This is a genomic window from Xanthomonas sp. LMG 12460, assembly GCF_009192895.1.
GTDB classification, from domain to species: domain Bacteria; phylum Pseudomonadota; class Gammaproteobacteria; order Xanthomonadales; family Xanthomonadaceae; genus Xanthomonas_A; species Xanthomonas_A sontii.
Window position 1 is genome coordinate 13,182 of sequence record NZ_NKUH01000018.1, and the last position, 20,200, is coordinate 33,381.

General features: G+C 71.3%; 14 protein-coding genes. 11 read left to right on the top strand and 3 right to left on the bottom strand.

The window, feature by feature from the left end:
• Positions 1 to 78: 78 nt before the first annotated feature.
• Positions 79 to 2,175, top strand: coding sequence for a glycosyltransferase (locus CEK66_RS03865; RefSeq protein ID WP_152236010.1), 2,097 nt, complete (start codon positions 79 to 81; stop codon positions 2,173 to 2,175).
• 251 nt (positions 2,176 to 2,426) lie between these two features.
• On the opposite strand, the gene CEK66_RS03870 is transcribed toward CEK66_RS03865, so the two are convergent.
• Both CEK66_RS03870 and CEK66_RS03875 read right to left on the bottom strand, forming a co-directional pair.
• Positions 2,427 to 3,950, bottom strand: a complete 1,524-nt coding sequence (locus CEK66_RS03870) for a hypothetical protein (protein WP_152236039.1) — start codon at positions 3,948 to 3,950, stop codon at positions 2,427 to 2,429.
• Between the two features lie 117 nt (positions 3,951 to 4,067).
• Positions 4,068 to 6,224, bottom strand: a complete 2,157-nt coding sequence (locus tag CEK66_RS03875) for a bifunctional (p)ppGpp synthetase/guanosine-3',5'-bis(diphosphate) 3'-pyrophosphohydrolase (protein WP_193312569.1) — start codon at positions 6,222 to 6,224, stop codon at positions 4,068 to 4,070.
• Positions 6,225 to 6,403: 179 nt separating this feature from the next.
• Here CEK66_RS03875 and pqqA point away from each other — a divergent pair, with 179 nt between their 5' ends.
• The 7 genes from pqqA to CEK66_RS03910 all read left to right on the top strand — a co-directional run bounded on the left by pqqA (position 6,404) and on the right by CEK66_RS03910 (position 12,099).
• Positions 6,404 to 6,565: a pyrroloquinoline quinone precursor peptide PqqA gene (pqqA, locus tag CEK66_RS20315; protein ID WP_193312570.1), complete on the top strand. Its 162-nt coding sequence runs from the start codon at positions 6,404 to 6,406 to the stop codon at positions 6,563 to 6,565.
• A gap of 64 nt (positions 6,566 to 6,629) precedes the next feature.
• Positions 6,630 to 7,529: a pyrroloquinoline quinone biosynthesis protein PqqB gene (pqqB, locus tag CEK66_RS03885; protein WP_152236012.1), complete on the top strand. Its 900-nt coding sequence runs from the start codon at positions 6,630 to 6,632 to the stop codon at positions 7,527 to 7,529.
• Positions 7,530 to 7,563: 34 nt separating this feature from the next.
• Positions 7,564 to 8,310, top strand: a complete 747-nt coding sequence (gene pqqC, locus CEK66_RS03890; protein WP_152236013.1) for a pyrroloquinoline-quinone synthase PqqC — start codon at positions 7,564 to 7,566, stop codon at positions 8,308 to 8,310.
• A complete protein-coding gene (pqqD, locus tag CEK66_RS03895) occupies positions 8,307 to 8,585 on the top strand; it encodes a pyrroloquinoline quinone biosynthesis peptide chaperone PqqD (protein ID WP_148829440.1) in 279 nt (92 codons plus the stop codon). Before pqqC ends, pqqD begins: the two co-directional genes overlap by 4 nt.
• Positions 8,582 to 9,703, top strand: a complete 1,122-nt coding sequence (gene pqqE / locus CEK66_RS03900; protein WP_152236014.1) for a pyrroloquinoline quinone biosynthesis protein PqqE — start codon at positions 8,582 to 8,584, stop codon at positions 9,701 to 9,703. The genes pqqD and pqqE overlap by 4 nt, the downstream gene beginning before the upstream one ends.
• Before the next feature lie 96 nt (positions 9,704 to 9,799).
• The gene (locus CEK66_RS03905; RefSeq protein ID WP_152236015.1) at positions 9,800 to 10,312 is read left to right on the top strand and encodes a hypothetical protein; all 513 of its coding nucleotides are present in this window, start codon (positions 9,800 to 9,802) and stop codon (positions 10,310 to 10,312) included.
• 11 nt (positions 10,313 to 10,323) lie between these two features.
• Positions 10,324 to 12,099: a chloride channel protein gene (locus CEK66_RS03910; protein WP_152236016.1), complete on the top strand. Its 1,776-nt coding sequence runs from the start codon at positions 10,324 to 10,326 to the stop codon at positions 12,097 to 12,099.
• Positions 12,100 to 12,569: 470 nt separating this feature from the next.
• Here the strand turns inward: CEK66_RS03910 and hrpA are convergent, their stop codons facing one another.
• A complete protein-coding gene (gene hrpA, locus CEK66_RS03915; RefSeq protein WP_152236017.1) occupies positions 12,570 to 16,706 on the bottom strand; it encodes an ATP-dependent RNA helicase HrpA in 4,137 nt (1,378 codons plus the stop codon).
• Positions 16,707 to 16,799: 93 nt separating this feature from the next.
• Between hrpA and CEK66_RS03920 the strand changes: the two genes are divergently transcribed.
• The 3 genes from CEK66_RS03920 (at position 16,800) to CEK66_RS03930 (ending at position 20,068) form a co-directional block, all read left to right on the top strand.
• On the top strand, positions 16,800 to 17,366 hold the full coding sequence (locus CEK66_RS03920; protein WP_010344296.1) for a Dps family protein: 567 nt from the start codon (positions 16,800 to 16,802) through the stop codon (positions 17,364 to 17,366).
• A 250-nt stretch (positions 17,367 to 17,616) separates the two neighbouring features.
• The gene (recQ, locus tag CEK66_RS03925) at positions 17,617 to 19,425 is read left to right on the top strand and encodes a DNA helicase RecQ (protein ID WP_152180778.1); all 1,809 of its coding nucleotides are present in this window, start codon (positions 17,617 to 17,619) and stop codon (positions 19,423 to 19,425) included.
• Positions 19,426 to 19,573: 148 nt separating this feature from the next.
• Positions 19,574 to 20,068, top strand: coding sequence for a hypothetical protein (locus tag CEK66_RS03930; protein WP_017908753.1), 495 nt, complete (start codon positions 19,574 to 19,576; stop codon positions 20,066 to 20,068).
• The last annotated feature ends 132 nt before the right edge of the window (positions 20,069 to 20,200 follow it).

Below are 20,200 nucleotides of genomic sequence, written 5' to 3' on the forward strand. Positions count from 1 at the left end.
TAAATTCCGCCGAGTCTAGCGCAGCCCAGCGGGCAGCGCGGCGCGACGGCCTCTTCGTTTAAGTTGGAGTGGTACCGGATGTCGATGTCGTGGGCGAATGCGCGCTACGCCCTGAACCGCCTGGCCGGCCTGGTCCGGCGCGGCCTGACCAGCCTGCGCACGCGCGGCTGGCGCAGCACCTGGGAGCGCCTGCGCGTGCATGCGCAACCGCTGCCGCCGCCGCAGCGCGCGCTGTTCGCGGTGGAATCTGCACCGTTCGCGCCGTTCGCGGTGCCGAACAGTCCTGCGCCGCTGGTCAGCATCGTGATCCCGGTCTACAACCACGTCGCGCATACCCTCGCCTGCCTGCGCGCGCTGGCCGCGCATCCGCCGGCCGCGCCCTGCGAGATCCTGGTGATCGACGACGGCAGCAACGACGACACGGCGCAGTGGCTACCGCAGATCGTCGGCCTGCACTACCACGTGCGCGAGCGCAACGGCGGCTTCATCGCCACCTGCAACGACGGCGCCGCACGCGCGCAGGGCCGCTACCTGGTGTTCCTCAACAACGACACGGTGCCGCAGCCGGGCTGGCTGGACGCGTTGCTGGACACCTTCGCGCAGCTGCCGCAGGCCGGCCTGGTCAGCGCGCAACTGCTGTATCCCGACGGCCGCCTGCAGGATGCCGGCGGCGTGGTCTTCGCCGACGGCAGCGCCTGGAGCTACGGCCGCTTCGAGTCGCCCGACGATCCGCGCTATGCCTACCTGCGCGACGTCGACTACGGCAGCGGCGCGGCGCTGGCGATCGAGCGCGCGCGCTTCCTGGCGCTGGGCGGTTTCGACACGCGCTACATGCCGGCCTACTACGAGGACACCGACCTGGCCTTCGCGGTACGCGCCGCCGGCTTGCGCACGCTGGTGCAACCGGCCAGCCGCGTGGTGCACGACGAGGGCACCAGCAACGGCACCGACACCGGCAGCGGGATCAAGGCCTACCAGGTACGCAACCGTGCGGTCTTCGCCAGCAAGTGGGCCGAGGTGTTGGCGCAGCACCTGCAACCCGGCGAGGTACCGGTGCCAGCGCTGCTGCATCGCCGGCAGCGCCAGGTACTGATCCTGGACGAAGCGCTGCCGCAGCCGGACCGCGATTCCGCCTCGCTGCGCCAGCTCAACCTGATCCGCCTGCTGCTGGAGGAAGGCGCGCACGTGGTGTTCGTGCCCAGCGAGCGCAGCTATGCCAGCCGCCATAGCGAGACCCTGCAACGGCTCGGCGTGGAGGTGTGGTACGCGCCGTACCTGAAGAACCTGACCTGGTTCCTGCAGCAGCACGGTGCGCGCTTCCACAGCGTGCTGCTGGTGCGCCACCACGTCGCCCACGCCTGCCTGCCGCTGCTGCGCCGGTTCGCGCCGCAGGCACGGCGCCTGTTCGACACCGTGGACCTGCACTACCTGCGCGAGCGCCGCGGTGCCGAACTCGCCGGCGATGCGCGCCTGCTGCGCGAGGCCGAGCGCACCCGCGCGCGCGAGCTGGAGGTGATGGCGCAGGTCGACGTGACCGTGCTGGTCAGCGCGGTCGAACGCGAACAGTTGCAGCGCGAGGCGCCACAGGTGCGCACGGCGCTGATCTCGAACCTGCACGAGGTCGCCGGCCCCGGCCTGCCGTGGGCGCAGCGCCGCGACCTGGTGTTCGTCGGCGGCTTCCGCCATGCGCCCAACGTGGACGCGGTGCGCTGGTTCCTGCAGGAGGTATTTCCTGCCGTGCGCACGCGTCTGCCGGAGGTGCGCTTCCACTGCATCGGTGCGGACATGCCGGAGGACATCCGCCGCCTCGGCGAGGCCACCGCGGGCGTCGAGTTGCTCGGCCACGTGCCCGACATCGCTGCCTACATGGACGGCATGCGCATCGCCGTGGCGCCGCTGCGGTTCGGCGCGGGGGTCAAGGGCAAGGTCAACCTCAGCATGGCCCATGGCCAGCCGGTGGTGGCCACCGCGTGCGCGGTGGAAGGCATGCACCTGCGCGACGGCGAGGACGTGCTGATCGCCGACGACCCCGCCGCGTTCGCCGACGCCATCGCGCAGCTCTACGCCGATCCGGCGCTGTGGCAACGGCTGGCCGACAACGGCCTGCGCAACATCGAAACCCACTTCTCGCTGGACGCCGCCCGCGCCACGGTGCGCGAGGCGTTCCTGGCCTGAGCGGCGGTGGCGCGCCGTTTTCTATCGCGTCGGGACTGAAGTCCCTCCCACAATGGTGTTGCGAGCATCGCCGCTCTGGCCGGCACCCGGCGGGCGCTGTCGCGCACCCACGCGCGCACTGCAAACCAAGACGCTCGCAGCCCCGGATATACAACCGATCGCCGGAACCTCTCAACGCCCCCTGTGGGAGGGACTTCAGTCCCGACGCGCCGCACCATCAGCCTGGGGAAGCTCCCACTTCACTGCGCCCACTAACGCCCCGGACTGAGGCTGCGCAAGCGACGCTCGAAGGCGGCCAGCTCCGGGGTCGCCGGATCGATCGCGCGGGCGCGCTGCAACGCCTGCCGCGCGAACGCGGCATCGCCACCGCTCAGGCGCTCGTCGCCGACCGCCAGCCAGCGCTGCGCCAGGCGTCGCCGCGCAGTGGCCAGGCCGTTGCCGCCCGGCGCCAGCGCACGCCAGGCGTCGTAGCAGGCGCTCGCCGCCAGCACCCGATTGCCGCGCATGGCGTCGTCGAAACAGCGTCGCAGCGCCGCCAGCACGCGCTGCTCGGCCGCGCGCACGCGCGCATCGCGCGGCGCCAGGGTCTGCGCCGCCAGCAAGGTGTCGTAGGCGCTGGCGCCGGGCGGGGTCAGCCAGGCACCGCGCGCCTCGGCAGCCTGCAGATCGGTCAGCAGGCGCTGCAGGCGGCGCTCGCGCTCGGCCGGCGACACCCGCGAGGGCGGCGTGGCCTGGCTTTGCCGGGCGCGCTGCAACGCCTGCTTCGCGTCGGCCAGCGCGCGGCTATCCGGCGCCAGGGCCTGGCCCTTGCGCAAGGCGCGCTCGGCCTCGCCGAAACGGAAATCGGCGGCGGCACGGCTCGCCTGCAGCGCATAGGCCGCCGCCACCCGCTCCAGGCCGTCGCTGGCGCCGGCTGCGTCCGGCACCGCCGCGTGCCACTGCGCAAACGCGTGTGCCGCCGCGTCCAGGCGTTGCCGGCGCAGGGCCTGCTCGGCCTCGCGCTGCAGGCGCTCCAGCGCCCGGTTCAGTTCCGCCTGGGTCTCGGGCAAGTCGACATGGCCGGGGTCGTAGCCGCGCGCGCGCTCCACCAGCGCCGCGGCGGCGGCCAGGTCGCCGCGCGCCAGGTCGCTGCGTGCGTGCTGCAGCAGTTCCGACAGCGCATCCTCGCGGCCTTCCAGCGCCGCGGTGCGTTCCGGCGCGTACTCCAGGACGCGCTGGTACAGCGGCAGGGCCGCGTCCGGGCCGTCGTCCAGATGCCCGTCGTGGCGCGCCTGCGCCGCCCGTTGCAGCAGTTGATCGATGCCGGCGTGCGCGGCCTCGCGCGCGCGCAATGCCGCCTCGATGCGATCGGCATCGGCGCGCGGCACCTGCAGCGCGCGCGCCAGCGCCAGCGCCTCGCGCGCCTGCGGAAAGCGGCCGGCGGCCAGCGCCGCGCGCGCCTGCCCCAACGCCGCGCGCCCGGTCGCGGCCAACCCGACGCGCGCCTGCATGCGGTCGCTGTCCAGCGCCAGCGCGGCCTCGAAGCGCTCGCGCGCACCGCTGCCGTCGGCGGCGCTGAGCCGGCCCGCACGCAGCGCCGCGTGGCCCTGATCGAGCAATTGCTGGATGCGCGGCTCCGGCCAGATCAGGTCGGCCAGCGGGCGGCGGAACACCACCACGGTCATTCCCAGCACCAGCAGCACCGCCAGCGCCCAGCGCCAGACACGCCGATCGCGCCACAGCGGCACCGGCCGCTGTCTGCGCGTGGGTTCGTCCCTGACCTGATCCGGCGGCATGCTCACCGCACAAGCTTAGCGTTGCCCCGATGACGAACAGCTGTGCGTCGCGCCGGCCGCGCGCACGGTAGGTGGCCCATCCGCTGGCAGGCCTCCCGGCCGGCATGCCGCCGCCCCTCAGCCCAGCCGCCGCGCCTCGTGCACGCCCGGCAGCGCGTCGAGCTTGCCGAGCAAGGTGGACAGCTGCCCGTAGTCGCCGACCTTCAGCCGCAGCCGCAGTTGCGCCAGGCCGCTGTCGCGCACGTTCTCGCTGTTGATCTCCAGCACGTGCGCCTCTTCCTGGGCGATCAGGTTGGTGATGTCCTTGAGCAGCCAGCGCCGGTCCACCGCGCGCACCAGCACGTCGACCTCGTAGCCACCGCCGGCCTGGCCCCACTCCACCGGCAGCACCCGCTGCGGATGGCTGGCGGCCAGCCGCGCGAACGCGGCGCAGTCGCTGCGGTGCACGGTGACGCCGCGGGTGCGGGTCAGGTAGCCGGCGATCGGCTCGCCGGCCACCGGCTGGCAGCAGCGTGCCAGTTGCACCAGCAGATTGCCGACGCCCTGCACGGTGAACTTGGACTTGCCCAGGCCGGTGCGGCGGGCGGTGGGCCGTGGCATGGCCGGCGCGGCCGGCTGCGCCGCGGCGCGCTCGGCCTCGTGCAGGGCGCGCCCGACCTGGCTGGGGCCGACGTCGCCCAGCGCCACCTGGATGTACAGTTCCTCCACGCCGTCGGCATGGAACTTCTTCGCCGCCGGCAACAGGTCGGCGTGCTGCAGCCCCAGGCGCTTGAGCTCACGCTCCAGCAGCTCCTTGCCGGCCTGCACGTTGCGCGCGCGGTCCAGCTTGTGGAACCAGGCGCGCACCTTGTCGCGCGAACGCCCGCTGGCCAGGTAGCCGTTGGCCGGCAACAGCCAGTCGCGGCGCGGCTCGGCCTCCTTGCCGGTGAGGATCTCGACACGGTCACCGCTGCGCAGCTTGTGGGTCAGCGGCACGATGCGGTTGTTGACCTTGGCGCCGCGGCAGCGGTGCCCGACCATGGTGTGCACGTGGTAGGCGAAATCCAGCGGCGTGGCGCCCTGCGGCAGGTCGATCACCTCGCCCATCGGGGTCAGCGCATAGACCCGGTCCTCGACCAGTTCGGCGTCCAGCGCCCCGGCCAGCCCGCCCTGCTCGCCGTCCTGCGACTGCTCCAGCAACTGCCGCATCCAGGTGATCTTGCGGTCGAAGGCCTTCTCCGCGCCCTTGCCGCCTTCCTTGTACTTCCAGTGCGCAGCCACGCCCAGCTCGGCCTGCGCGTGCATGTCGTGGGTACGGATCTGCACTTCGATCGTGCGCCCTTCCGGGCCGACCACGGCGGTGTGCAGCGAGCGGTAGTCGTTGGCCTTGGGCCGGGCGATGTAGTCGTCGAACTCGCTGGGCACCGGCGCCCACAGCGCGTGCACCACGCCGAGCGCCGCATAGCAGGCGGCGACGTCGTCGACCATCACCCGCACCGCGCGCAGGTCGTACAGCTGGTCGAAGGCCAGGCGCTTCTTCTGCATCTTCCGCCAGATGCTGTAGATGTGCTTGGGCCGCCCGCTGATCTCCGCGCGCAGGCCCTGCTCGGCCAGCGCCTTGGACAGGATCTTCTTGACCGCCTCGATATAGCGCTCGCGCGCCACCCGGCTCTCGTCGACCTCGCGGGCGATGCGCCGGTAGGTGTCCGGTTCCAGGTGCCGGAACGCCAGGTCCTCCAGCTCCCACTTCAACTGCCAGATGCCCAGGCGGTTGGCCAGCGGCGCGTGGATGTCGCGGGTCAGCTGCGCCAGCGCGCGGCGCTGCGCTTCCGGCGCCTTGTCGGCCACGCGCATCTGCGCCAGTTGCCGCGCCAGCAGGACCGGCACCACCCGCAGGTCCTGCACGATCGAAAGCAGCAGCCGGCGCAGGCCTTCGCTGTTGCGCCCGGCCTCGCGCCCGGCATGCAGCGCCCACACCGGGTCGGCGGCGTCCTGCGCCTCCAGCAGGCCGGCCACCGCCTGCGCCCGCGCCGGTGGCGCCACCGGCAGCTGCGGCAACTGTGCGCGCAAGGCCGGCAGGTCGAACAGCAACGCCGCCAGCAGCGAGGCCTCGTCGGCGGACAGCAGCGCCAGCGCGTCCAGGGTGTCGGCCAGCACCGGCCACGGCAGCCGCGGCAGCGGCTCGGCCTGTGCCTGCCAGGCCTGCAGCAGCGCCGCGCGCAGGGCGGGCGCCAGGGTCGCGGCCGACGGGCGCTGCAGCAACGCCTCCAGGCCGGAGTGGACGGTGTGGTTCAAGGACGGACGCAGTCGACGAAACGGTGCCGCCTACACTAACTCGCTTGTGCGCGTTCTCACAATTGCGCCGGCCGCACGGCGGGGGCGCCCCGCGGATACGCACCGCCGCGTCACTGTGATCCGGTTGCGACTTGCAGCGGTTTTACCGGAATTTCACAACCGCCCCAATCCCCGCGCCTATGCTCGAACGCGACGGTGACCCGCTGCTGTCTGCATGCGCCGCTGCCGTCGTCCCTAGACCGACTCGAAGAGGAACGCACATGAAGAAGTGGAACAAGCCTGTGATCCGCGAAATCTGCGTCGGCGCGGAAATCAACTGCTACGCCTCCGGCGAGCTCTGACCCGCGCACTCCTCCCTTCCCGCGACCGAAGCGCGACCGGCCAGGCGCTAAAAACGGAGACCGGATGCACCTCATCGTATTGGGATCGGCGGCAGGCGGAGGGCATCCGCAGTGGAACTGCCACACGCCTGCAAGCCAGCGCGCGTGGCAGCAACACCCGGGTGCCCAACGCCGTACCCAGGCCAGCATCGCAGTCAGCGTCGATGGCCAGCGCTGGCTGCTGATCAACGCCTCACCCGATTTCCGCCAGCAGGTGCTGGCCACCCCCGCACTATGGCCGCAGCGCGACCAGCGCCATTCGCCGATCGAGGCGGTGCTGCTGACCAGCGGCGAGATCGACCATATCGCCGGGCTGCTGTCGATGCGCGAGAGCCAGCGCTTCGACCTGTACGCGAGTAGCCGCGTGCTCGACCTGCTGGCGCAGAACCCGGTGTTCGACGCGCTGCACCCGGCTTACGTGCACCGCCATCCGTTCACCCTGGACACACCGCTGTCGCTGCTCGGCCTGCAGGTCACACCATTCGCGGTGCCGGGCAAGGTGCCGCTGTTCATGGAATCCCGCCACAGCGGCGACCTGGCCGGCTCGGCCGAGGAGACGCTGGGCCTGACCATCGACGACGGGACGCACCGCCTGCACTACATTCCCGGCTGCGCGGCGCTGACCGACGCCCTGCGCGAGCGCCTGCGCGGCGCCGAACTGGTGTTCTTCGACGGCACCCTGTGGCGCGACGACGAACTGGTGCAGTTGGGCGTCAGCGCCAAGACCGGCCAGCGCATGGGCCACATGAGCATCGACGGCGAGGCCGGCACCCTGCATGCCTTCGCCGACCTGGGCGTGGCACGCAAGGTCTTCATCCACATCAACACCACCAACCCCATCCTCGACGCCGGCTCCGCCGAGCGCGCCACCGTCGCCGCGCACGGCTGGGACGTGGCCCACGACGGCATGGAGATCGCACTGTGACCCGCCTTCCCGCATCACCTGCGAGACCAAGCCCGTGAGCGCACTGCTGAGCCCGGAACAACTGGAAACCGCGCTGCGCGGGATCGGCGCGCGGCTGTACCACGACCAGCACCCTTTCCACGCCCTGCTGCATAGCGGGCGCCTGAACCGCGGCCAGGTCCAGGCCTGGGCGCTGAACCGCTACGAGTACCAGCGCTGCATCCCGCTCAAGGACGCGGCGATCCTGGCGCGGATGGACGACCCGGCGCTGCGCCGGATCTGGCGCCAGCGCATCGTCGACCACGACGGCAGCGCCGATGGCGAAGGCGGCATCGCCCGTTGGCTGCACCTGACCGACGCGCTGGGACTGGATCGCGACCTGGTGCAGTCCGGGCGCGGCCTGCTGCCCGGCACCCGCTTCGCGGTGCAGGCCTACCTGCACTTCGTGCGGGAGAAGAGCCTGCTGGAAGCCATCGCCTCGTCGCTGACCGAACTGTTCGCCCCCGGCATCATTGGCCACCGCGTGGCCGGCATGCTGCAGCACTACGACTTCGTCTCGCGCGAGGCGCTGGCGTATTTCGAGCATCGCCTGCACGAAGCGCCACGCGATTCGGACTTCGCCCTGGACTACGTCAAGCGCCATGCCGACACCGTGGAGAAGCAGCAGTTGGTGCAGGACGCGCTGCGCTTCAAGTGCGGCGTGCTGTGGTCGCAACTGGATGCGCTGCACTTCGCCTACGTGCAGCCGGGCGTGGCCTGGCCGGACGCGTTCGTGCCGGACGCCGCGCAGGCCGCGGCATGAGCACGCTGGACGCCAGCAGCCAACCGCGGCTCGCCGCCGGCGTGCGCCTGCAGCACGACCGTGCGCGCGACCAATGGGTGCTGCTGGCACCGGAGCGGGTGATCGAACTGGACGCCATCGCCCACGCCATCGTCTCGCGCTGCGACGGCGTCCGCAGCCTGGCGACGATCGCCGCGGAACTGGCCGCAGAATTCGAGGCCGACCCGGCCGAGGTCGAACGCGACGTGCGCGAGCTGGCGCAGCAGTTGCACGCCAAGCGGCTGCTGCGCGCATGAACGCCCCGGTGCCGCCGCCGCTGTCGATCCTGCTGGAGCTGACCCATCGCTGCCCGCTGGCCTGCCCGTACTGCTCCAACCCCATCGCACTGGCCGGCCTGCGCGAGGAACTGGATACCGCCGGCTGGCGCTCGGCGCTGGACCAGGCCGCGGCGATGGGGGTGCTGCAGGCGCACTTCTCCGGCGGCGAACCGATGCTGCGCAAGGACCTGCCCGATCTGGTCGCGCATGCGCGTGCGCTGGGCCTGTACAGCAACCTGATCACCTCCGGGGTGGCCGGCGGCGCACCGATGCTGGCGGACCTGGCCGCGGCCGGGTTGGAACACGTGCAACTGAGCGTCCAGGACGCCGACGCCGCCGGCGCCGACCGCATCGCCGGCTACCGCGACAGCCTGGCCAAGAAGCGCGCCTTCGCCGCGGCGGTGCGCGCGCTCGACCTGCCGCTGACGATCAACGCGGTGATCCACCGCCACAACGCCGAACGCGTGCCGGCGATGATCGACCTGGCGCTGGAGCTCGGTGCCGAACGCCTGGAAGTGGCGCACACCCAGTACTACGGCTGGGGCCTGCGCAATCGCGCCGCGCTGATGCCCAGCCGCGCGCAGATCGATGCGACCGTGGCCGCGGTGGAGGCCGCCCGGCTGCGCCTGCAGGACCGCCTGCACATCGACTTCGTCACCCCCGACTACTACGCGCACCGGCCCAAGGCCTGCATGGGCGGCTGGGGGCAGCGCTTCGTCAACATCTCCCCACGCGGCGACGTGCTGCCCTGCCACGCCGCCGAAACCCTGCCGGACATGCGCTTCGAGAACCTGCGCACGCGCCCGCTGGCGGCGATCTGGGAAGACGGCGAGGCCTTCGTGCGCTTCCGCGGCAGCGCCTGGATGCCGCGGGTCTGCCAGGAGTGTCCGAAACGCGAGATCGACTGGGGCGGCTGCCGCTGCCAGGCGCTGGCGCTGAGCGGCGATGCCGCGACCCTGGACCCGGTCTGCGAACGCGCCCCAGGGCACGCGGCGCTGCAGGCGCTGGCGCAGCGCGAAGCCGCCGCGCCGGCGCCGGACTTCGTGTACCGGCGACCGCCGCGCAGGTCGGACGCGCCCGCCGCCGCCGAGGACTGAACCGGGCGCCGACACGGTCCCGGCGCGCCCGGTATCCCGTGCGCAGTCACCGCTTGCGACTACACTACGGCGCATCCCACTTCCCGGATCCCCGCCATGTCTCTTGCGCGTCTCGCTCCCCTGGTCCTGTGCGCGGCGCTCGCCGTGTCCGCCGCCCCGGCGCTCGCCCAGCGCACCGTCTCCGGCGATCTGCAGACGCAGATGTCGCCGCAGGAGTTCAAGGCGGCCGGTCTGGACAAGCTGTCGCCGCAGGAGCTGGCTGCGCTGAACGACTGGCTGCAGGGCAAGGTCGCCAAGGAAACCGCAGTGGCGCTGGAGAAGGCCAAGGAAGAGGGCCGCCGCGAGGTGATCACCAAGAACCGCGGCTTCTTCGACTTCGGTAGCGCCGAGCCGATCGAGAGCACCCTGGTGGGCGAGTTCTCCGGCTTCGCCAAAGGCCGCAAGTACGTGCTGGCCAACGGTCAGGAATGGGAGCAGACCGAGGCGGCGAGCCTGCCCAGCGTGCACCGCACCGCGCCCAAGGTGAAGATCACCCCCGGCATCATGGGCGTGTGGTACATGCAGATCGACAACTACAACACCCGCGCCAAGGTCCGTCGCGTCAAATAGGATCGCGCGCCGTGAACCTGCGTCCGCGGCCGGGACTGGCCGACGCCTCGCACAGCCTCGCCGACGCGCTGCGCCGGCGCCTGCGCGCAAGCGATGTCTGGTTCATCGCCCTGGCCCTGCTGGTCGGCGTGATCGCCGGCCTGCTGACCCTGTTGCAGAGCAGCCTGGCACACGGCGTGCAGGCTCTGCTGTACGGCCTGGAGGCCGACGAGCGGCTCAGCGCCATGTCCGAACTGAGCGTGCAGCAGTTGCTGGTGCTGCCGCTGGGCGGGCTGCTGGTCGGCCTGCTGGGCATGGCCGCACGCGCGCGCAAGCGGCAACTGGTCGACGCCGTCGAAGCCAACGCGCTGTACGGCGGGCGCATGTCGATGCGCGACAACCTGATCGTCTCGGTGCAGACCCTGTTCTCCAACGGCGTCGGTGCCTCGGTCGGCCTGGAGGCGGCGTACACGCAGATGGGCGCCGGCAGCGGCTCGCACCTGGGCCGGGTGCTGCGCCTGCGCCGCGCCGACATCCGCACCCTGGTCGGCGCCGGTGCCGGCGCGGCCATCGCGGCGGCCTTCGGCGCGCCGCTGGCCGGCGCGTTCTATGCGTTCGAGATCGTGATCGGCGCGTACTCGCCGTCGGCGCTGGCACCGGTGGCGGTGGCCTCGCTGGGCGCGGTGTTCGTGTCGCAGCTGGCCGGGGTGCAGCCGTACCTGCTGCCGGCCTCGGCGGCCTCGGCACTGGAGGCGCGCGACTACGTGCTGTACGCACTGCTCGGCGTGCTCTGCGCGCTGCTGGCGGTGGCGGTGATGCGCCTGATCGGCGCGATCGAACAGGCGATCAACCGCAGCCCGCTGCCGCGCTGGGCACGCCCGGTCGCCGGCGGCCTGCTGCTGATCCCGCTGGCATTGATCACCCCGCAGGTGCTGTCCTCCGGACACGGCGCGCTGCACCTGGACCTGACCAGCCCGACCTCGCTGCGCTGGCTGGGCATCCTGCTGCTGCTCAAGTGCCTGGGCTCGGCCATCTCGCTGGGCTTCGGCTTCCGTGGCGGCCTGTTCTTCGCCTCGTTGTTCATGGGGTCGCTGGTCGGCGGGCTGTTCGCCGGCGTGCTCAATCTCGGCAGCGGCATGGCCCTGGTCGACGGCACCGCCGCGTCGCTGGCCGGCATGGCGGCGATGGCCGCTGCGGTGATCGGCGCGCCGATGACGATGGCGATGCTGGTGCTGGAAGGCACCCACGATTTCGTGCTGGCCAGCGCAGTGATGGTGGCGGTGCTGGTCGCCAACACCATCGTCCGCCAGATCTTCGGCTACTCGTTCTCCACCTGGCGCCTGCACCTGCGCGGCGAGACCATCAAGAGCGCGCGCGACGTCGGCTGGGTCAAGCACCTCAGCGCCGGGCGGATGATGCAGAAGGACGTGCATCCGCTGGCCGCCACCACCAGCGTGGCCGAGTTCCGCCGCCGCTTCCCGCTCGGCTCGGGCACCCGCGTGGTGCTGGAAGACGAGAACGGTCACTACGCCGGTCTGGTCACCCTGGCCGCCGCCTACGCCGATGGCGTCAACGCCGACGCGGCCATCGTCGACTACGCCGGCAACCGCGACGTGGCCCTGCCCGCCGACACCGACGTGGTCACCGCCATGCGCCAGTTCGACCTGACCCAGAGCGACGAGCTGGCGGTTGTCGACGACCAGGGCAAGGTCCTGGGCGTGCTCAGCGAAAGCTTCGTGCGCAAGCGCTACGCCGAGGAACTGGACAAGCGCCAGCGCGAGCTGATGGGCGAGCGGGTGGATGATTGAGGGGCGGGGATTGGGGATTCGGGATTCGGGATTCGGGATTCGCAGGATTGCTGCCCCCTGAGAGGTTGAGGGCCGTGATCGCATGTCGCAGGAGCGGCTGCTGTCGGAGGGGCTTCAGCCGCGACGCATGAACGCCAGAGCAGCGGGAATGCAGGGCACCTCCAATCGCCCTGGAGCGTACGCGCAGGAGCAGCTTCAGCCGCGACGCATGACGCCACGATGGGCGCGGCTGAAGCCGCTCCTGCGACACAACAAGACGCGACTGCGTTGGTGCGTAGCACCAACACCACGCGCCGTTGCAGAGCAGATCGCTTGACCGTCCAAGCGGCGCATCCCCGTTGTGGGAGGGGCTTCAGCCCCGACGCCTGCCGCTGAACGCGTCGGGACTGAAGTCCCTCCCACAAGAATGCTGGTCACGCGGGTGGTACGGGAACAGCGGTGGAATCTCACACCGAATCCCCACTCCCCAATCACCGCAGCAGAGCCACCCGCTGCGCCAGCTTCTTGGCCGAGATGCCGGCGCGGGCGCCCAGTTCCTGGGCGAACAGCGACACCCGCAGTTCTTCCAGGTCCCAGCGCAGCGCTTGCCACTCCGGTGTGTCGCCACGTCCGCCCGCGGCCGCGTCGGCCAGTGCGTCGACGAACGGCTTCAACTCCAGCATCCGCGCCTGGTCGCGCGCCGGATCGCGTTTGGCGCGCTCGGCGCGCAGGATCATCGCGCGCAGATAGCGCGGGAACTGCGCCAGCGCCGTGGCCGGGGTCTCGCGCAGGAAGCCCGGATGCAGCAAGGCTGCCAGTTGCGCGCGCAGGTCGTCGAGGTTGCCGCTGGCCCAGCCCATCAGCGGCGATTCCAGTTGCGGCTTCAGTTCCGCGGCCGCGCCCATGATCGCCTCGGCCAGTTTCAGCCGCTCCATCGCCTCGCCGAACAGCTGCTTGGCCGCGGCATCGCGACGCTGGGCAAAACTGTCCGCATCGCGGATCGCCTCCAGCCCCTGTTCCAGCAGCGCATTCAACGCCGCTTCCACCAGGTCGCCGCGCAGGCGTTCCTGCGATTCGATCGCCGCGTACAACAGCCCGGTCTTGGGCGAGACCGGCAACTGCTTGCGCGCCTGCTTGACCTTGTCGGCCAGGGCGATCTCCAGCAGCCGACGCACGCCGCGCGGATGCGCCGCCTCGGCCTGCGCACGGTCGGCGAAGATGCGCAGGGCGGCGCTGTCGCCCTCGTCCACCAGTGCCGGATACGCCGGCACGCCGGCTTCACCCGGCACCTGCAGCGGGATCGGCGTCGCCGGGAACTCGCGCAATCCGGTCGCGGCCATGGCGCGGCCGGCGCGCGCGGCGAAGGCCTGCCCGGCACGTTCGCCGAAGCGCGCGCGCAGCGCGTCCAGGTCGCGCGACTCGGCCAGCACCTTGCCGGCCTCGTCGCGCAGGCGCAGGTTCATGCGCAGATGCGGCTCCAGCGTGCTCTCGTCGAACTCCAGCGCACTCAGCGGCGCACCGGTGGCACGCTGCAGGAACCGCGCCAGCTCGCCACGGATGTCGTCGGCGCTGGGCTGCGGGAAGGCCTCGTAGAACGCACGCGCGAAGTCCGGCGCCGGCACGTAGTTGCGCCGCAGCGCCTTGGGCAGGCTGCGGATCAGCGCCGCCGCCTTGTCGGTGACGAAGCCCGGCGCCAGCCACGACAGCCGCGCCGGGTCCAGCGCGTTGAGCAGGTGCACCGGCACCTCCAGGGTCACGCCGTCGTCGGCCGCGCCGGGTTCGAAGCGGTAGTGCAGCGGCAGCCGCGCATCGCCTAGCGGGAAGTACGTGGGATAGCGCTCGGCGGCGCTGCCCTCGCCCGGCAACAGGTCGGCCAGCGACCAGTGCAGCGCGCGCCGCTGCTCCGGCGCCAGCGCCTTCCACCAGGCGTCCAGGCCGGAGGCGGAATGGATCTCGCCGGGAATCCGGTCCAGATACCAGCGCGCCTGCCAGTCCTCGTCGGCGACGATGCCGGCGCGACGCAGCTTGGCCTCCTCCTCGTGCGCCTGCGCCAGCACCTTCTGGTTGTCGGCGACGAAGCTGGCGCGGGTGTTGATCTCGCCCGGCACCAGGCCCTGGCGCACGAACAGTTCGTGCGCGCCGGGCGGATCGATGCGGCCGTAGTGCACCGGCTTCTTCGGCGCCAGCACCAGCCCGAACAGGCTGATCTGCTCGGAGGCCAGCACCTGCCCCTGCGCGCGCGACCAGTGCGGATCGAAATGCTTGCGCGCCAGGAGGTGCGGCAATTCGGCGATCACCCAATCCGGCTCGATCGCCGCATTGGTCAGGCCCCACACCTTCTGGGTGTCCAGCAGCGTCGCCGGCAGCACCCACGGCGGCGGCTTGCGCGACAGCGTCGAGCCGGGGAACAACAGGAAGCGGCGCTGCCGCGGCGCCAGGAAATCGCCCTTCTCGGTGCGGTGGCCGACCTGGGTCGGCAGCCCGGCCAGCAAGGCGCGGTGCAGCGCCTGGTAGGCGGCGGCACGCTCGCGTTCGCTGGCGCGCGGCGCCTCCCCTGCCTCGGCGGGCGCCGGTGGCGGGGGCGGAGCCGCAGGTGCGGGCGTGGCCGGCGTACCGGTGCCGCGGCCTTCGCGGGCCAGGCGCGCGGCGCGGTGCAACTGCCCGCGGGTCGCACGCGCCGCGGTCTCGGCATCGCGCGCCGGCGCGGGCGCGGAAGCGCCGGCCAGCAGCGGCCGCAGGGAGGCCTCCGCTGGCTCCTCGGTCCAGCCCAGTTCCGCGCACAGCAGATGCAGCTGGCGGTGCAGTTCGCGCCACTCGCGCATGCGCAGGAAGCCGAGGAAATGCCGGCCGCACCAGTCGCGCAGCTTGGACTGGGTCAGGTCCTCGTGCGCCTGCCGGTAGCCGTCCCACAGGCGCAGGATGCCGACGAATTCCGAGCGCGCATCGGCGAACTTGGCATGCGCGTTGTCGGCGGCCTCGCGCGCCTCCGGCGGGCGCTCGCGCGGATCCTGGATGCCCAGGAACGCCGCGATCACCAGCATCGGCCGCAGGCAGCCGTGCTGCTGCGCCGCCACCAGCATCCGCGCCAGTTTCACGTCCACCGGCAGCCGCGCCATCTTGCGGCCGATCTCGGTGAGCTTGCGCAGGCCGTGGCGGTCCGGCTCGCCGACCGCCCCCAGCTCCACCAACTGCTGCCAGCCATCGGCCACCGCACGCTCGTCCGGCGGCTCCAGAAACGGGAAATCCTCGATCCGTCCCAGCCCCAGCTGCAACATGCGCAGGATCACCCCGGCCAGGCTGGAGCGGCGGATCTCCGGATCGGTGAACTCCGGGCGCGCCGTAAAATCCGCCTCGGCGTACAGCCGGTAGCAGATGCCCTCGGCGATGCGGCCGCAGCGGCCCTTGCGCTGGTTGGCACTGGCCTGCGAGATCGGCTCGATGTGCAGGCGGTCGAGCTTCTGCCGCGGGCTGTAGCGCTTGACCCGGGCATAGCCGGGATCGACCACGTAGCGGATGCGCGGCACCGTCAGCGAGGTTTCGGCGACGTTGGTGGCGAGCACCAGGCGCCGCCGCTGACCAGGGTTGAACACCCGGTCCTGGTCGGCGTTGGAGAGCCGCGCGTACAGCGGCAGCACCTCGGTCTCGCGGTACTTGCGCCGTTCCAGCGCATGGTGCGCATCACGGATCTCGCGTTCGCCGGGCAGGAACACCAGCACGTCGCCGCGCGGATCCAGCCGGGTGATTTCGTCGATCGCCGCCACGATCGCCTGGTTGACCGTGCGGTCGCCGGCGTTGTCGCCACTCTCGGCGTCGGCCTCCTCGCCGCCCGCCTCCTCCAGCGGCCTGTAGCGCACCTCCACCGGATAGGTGCGGCCCTCCACGCTGATCACCGGCGCATCGTCGAAATGCGCGGCGAAGCGCGCGGTGTCGATCGTCGCCGAGGTCACGATGACCTTCAGGTCCGGTCGCTTGCGCAGCAGCTGCTTCAGGTAACCGAGCAGGAAATCGATGTTGAGGCTGCGCTCGTGCGCCTCGTCGACGATGATCGTGTCGTAGCTGGACAGCCAGCGGTCGCTGGCGATCTCGGCCAGCAGGATGCCGTCGGTCATGAACTTGATCCGGGTCTGCTCGCCGACGCGGTCGTTGAAGCGCACCTGGAAGCCCACCGTCTCGCCCACCGGCGTGCGCAGCTCCTCGGCCACGCGGCTGGCCACCGCGCGCGCGGCGATGCGCCGCGGCTGGGTGCAGCCGATCATGCCGGCGGCGCCGCGCCCGGCGGCCAGGCAAAGCTTCGGCAACTGCGTGGTCTTGCCCGAACCGGTCTCGCCGGCGATCACCACCACCTGGTGCTCGCGGATCAGCGCGACGATGCGCTCGGCCTCGCGCGCGATCGGCAGCTGCGGATCCAGGGTGATCGCCGGCTGCTGCGCCGCGCGCGCGGCGCAACGCGCCTGCGACGCCTGCAGCGCCTGCTCGAACGCCGTCTCCAACGCAGCATTGCCGGGCGCGGCCTGCCAGCGCGACCATAGGCCCAGCAGGCGGCCACGGTCGCGGGTCAGCGCGCCGTCGATCGCGGCGCGGCGTTCGCGCAGGCGTGCCGGCACGGAAGGTTTTTCGATAGCGTTCATCAATCGGATGCCATTGAACGTTGAATCACAGCACATGCTTTAGTCTGTCTATTGTGACGCCATCTCGTCTGTAACCCCCAAAGAGGAACTCCCATGGCCAAGAACAAGACCCCCGGCAAGACCAAGAACGCCGCCAGCAAGGCCGTCGCCGGCCAGCCGCTGGCCGGCCTGGCGCCGTCAGCGCCCAACATCGATATCGGGATCGGCGGCGGCGATCGCAAGAAGATCGCCGACGGCCTGTCGCACTACATGGCCGACGCCTTCACCCTGTACCTGAAGACCCACAACTTCCACTGGAACGTGACCGGGTCGATGTTCAACTCGCTGCACCTGATGTTCGAGACCCAGTACACCGAGCAGTGGGCGGCGCTGGACGACGTCGCCGAGCGCATCCGCGCCCTGGGCTTCAACGCCCCGGGCTCCTACAAGGAATACGCCGCGCTGACCTCGATCCCGGAAGAGGAAGGCCTCAGCGACAGCGCCGACTGGCGCGAAATGGTGCGCCAGCTGGTGGTCGGCAACGAAGCGGTGTGCCGCACCGCGCGCAAGGTGCTCAAGACCGCCGACGACGCCGGCGACGACCCGTCGGTGGACCTGCTGACCCAGCGCCTGCAGACCCACGAGAAGTACGCCTGGATGCTGCGCTCGCTGCTGCAGTAAGGGATTCCGCCCTGCCTGCCTGGCAGGCAGGGCGCGCCGCCCGCGCGCGCCTTCGCGCGGAGCGAGACGTTGGCTGGGTGCACTGTGGGAGGGACTTCAGTCCCGACGCCTTTCCATCTCGGCCCCGGCAGGCTTCGTCTGCCGCGACCGCAAGACAGTCGCCACCTACAGACCAGCGCGCGTTCGCCTGACACGCGCTTGCGCACACCAGGAAGCCAACCGCCCTTGCGCGGCGCGGTATCCTACACAGATGTCTTCCCCCGCCCACGCCTTGCTCAGCCGCGTCTTCGGCTACGACCAGTTCCGCGGCCTGCAACAGGACATCGTCGAACACGTCGCCGCCGGCCACGACGCGCTGGTGCTGATGCCCACCGGCGGCGGCAAGTCGCTGTGCTACCAGATTCCCTCGCTGCTGCGCGACGGCACCGGCATCGTCATCTCGCCGCTGATCGCGCTGATGCAGGACCAGGTCGAGGCGCTGCGCCAGCTCGGCGTGCGTGCCGAATACCTCAATTCCACCCTGGACGGCGAGACCGCGCAGCGGGTCGAGCGCGACCTGCTGGCCGGCGAACTGGACCTGCTGTACGTCGCTCCCGAACGGCTGCTGACCCCGCGCTTCCTGTCGCTGATCGAGCGCAGCCGCATCGCCCTGTTCGCCATCGACGAGGCGCACTGCGTGTCGCAATGGGGCCACGACTTCCGCCCCGAATACCGCCAGCTCACCGTGCTGCACGAGCGCTGGCCGCAGACCCCGCGCATCGCCCTCACCGCCACCGCCGACCCGCCGACCCAGCGCGAGATCGCCGAGCGCCTGGACCTGGCCCAGGCGCGCCATTTCGTCAGCTCCTTCGACCGCCCCAACATCCGCTACACGGTGGTGCAGAAGGACAATGCGCGGCGCCAGCTGCTGGACTTCCTGCGCGCGCACCGCGGCAGCGCCGGCATCGTCTACTGCATGTCGCGGCGCAAGGTCGAGGAGACCGCCGACTTCCTCGCCCGCGAGGGCCTGAACGCCCTGCCCTACCATGCCGGCTTGCCGGCCGAGGTGCGCGCCGACAACCAGCGCCGCTTCCTGCGCGAGGACGGCATCGTGATGTGCGCCACCATCGCCTTCGGCATGGGCATCGACAAGCCCGACGTGCGCTTCGTCGCCCACACCGACCTGCCCAAGTCGCTGGAGGGCTACTACCAGGAGACCGGCCGCGCCGGGCGCGACGGCGAGGCCGCCGAGGCCTGGCTGTGCTACGGCCTGGGCGACGTGGTGCTGCTCAAGCAGATGATCGAGCAGGGCGAGGCCGGCGAAGAACGCAAGCGCGTGGAACGGCGCAAGCTCGACCAGTTGCTGGGCTACTGCGAATCGATGCAATGCCGCCGCCAGGTGCTGCTGGCCGGCTTCGGCGAGACCTATCCGCAGCCCTGCGGCAACTGCGACAACTGCCTGCAGCCGGCCGACGCCTGGGACGCCACGGTCGCGGTGCAAAAAGCACTGAGCTGCGTGTACCGCAGCGGCCAGCGCTTCGGCGTCGGCCACCTGATCGACATCCTGCGCGGCAACGAGGGCGAGAAGATCAAGCAGTTCGGCCACGACCAGCTCAGCACCTACGGCATCGGCAAGGACCTGGACGCGCGCGCCTGGCGCGGCGTGTTCCGGCAACTGGTCGCCACCGGCCTGCTGGAAGTGGACAGCGACGCCTACGGCGGCCTGCGCCTCACCGACGCCAGCCGCCAGGTGCTCAAGGGCGAACGCAAGATCATGATGCGCCGCGAACTGCCCAGCCGCGGCCGCGAACGCGGCGACCGCAGCGGCAGCCCGCGCACCGGCGTGCCGGTGCAGGCGCAGGACCTGCCCCTGTTCAACGCGCTGCGCGACCTCCGCGCCGGCCTGGCCAAGGAACAGAACGTGCCGGCCTTCGTGATCTTCCACGACAGCACCCTGCGCAACATCGCCGAGCAGCGCCCGAGCAGCCTGGACGAACTGGCGCGGGTCGGCGGCATCGGCGGCAGCAAGCTGGCCCGCTACGGCCAGCAATTGCTCGACGTGGTGCACGGGCAGGACTGAAGCGCGGCACCGGCGCCTGCAGCATCGGCACGTCGCGGCGCGGCCCGCGGCGCCGACAGGCCGGGTTCAACGTGGTATTGATAGCGTCAGCGTCACGGCGGAGCGTCTGACAGGCTCCGCCGGGCCCCTCTCTTCTGGCGGATGCCCGATGAACCGCAGCCTCCTTCTCCTCGCCTGCGCCCTGCTTGCCGGCCCGGCCCTGGCCCAGACCGCCGATGCCACCAGCGACAGCGAGGCGGCCAAGCGCAAGCTCGACCTGAGCGTGCCGCAACAACCGATCACCTACGCCGATCCCGGCACCAAGGCCGATCCGCCGGGCACGTACTACGGCGATACCAGCGGCACCTCGGCCTCGGCGCAGAAGGCGGCGGCAGCGCAGGCGCGCGCCGAGGCCCTGCAGGCGCAGGCCGACCGCTGCAACGGCGACGTGCACGGCAGCGTCGCCACCGGCATCGGCTATTCAACGCATGGCGGCAACAGCAACTACCAAGCCGCCAATCTGAACCTGTGCAAGACCTCCTACACCGATGACGGCAAGCCGCGGCAAATGGGCATCAGCATCAGCGTCGGCCGCGGCGACGGCCCGGTGTTCGGCCGCGGCTACTATCCCGGCGCCTACGGCCCGCCGCCGTTCGGCTGGTAAGCACGGCGACACGAGGGCAGCGCCAATGATCCGCTCTCGCCACGCTCGAACCGATGTACGTTGCGTCATCCCCCCACGGAGCGTTCCCGGTAACGCCCGTCGCGGCTGAAGGCACTCCTACCGCGCACTTCC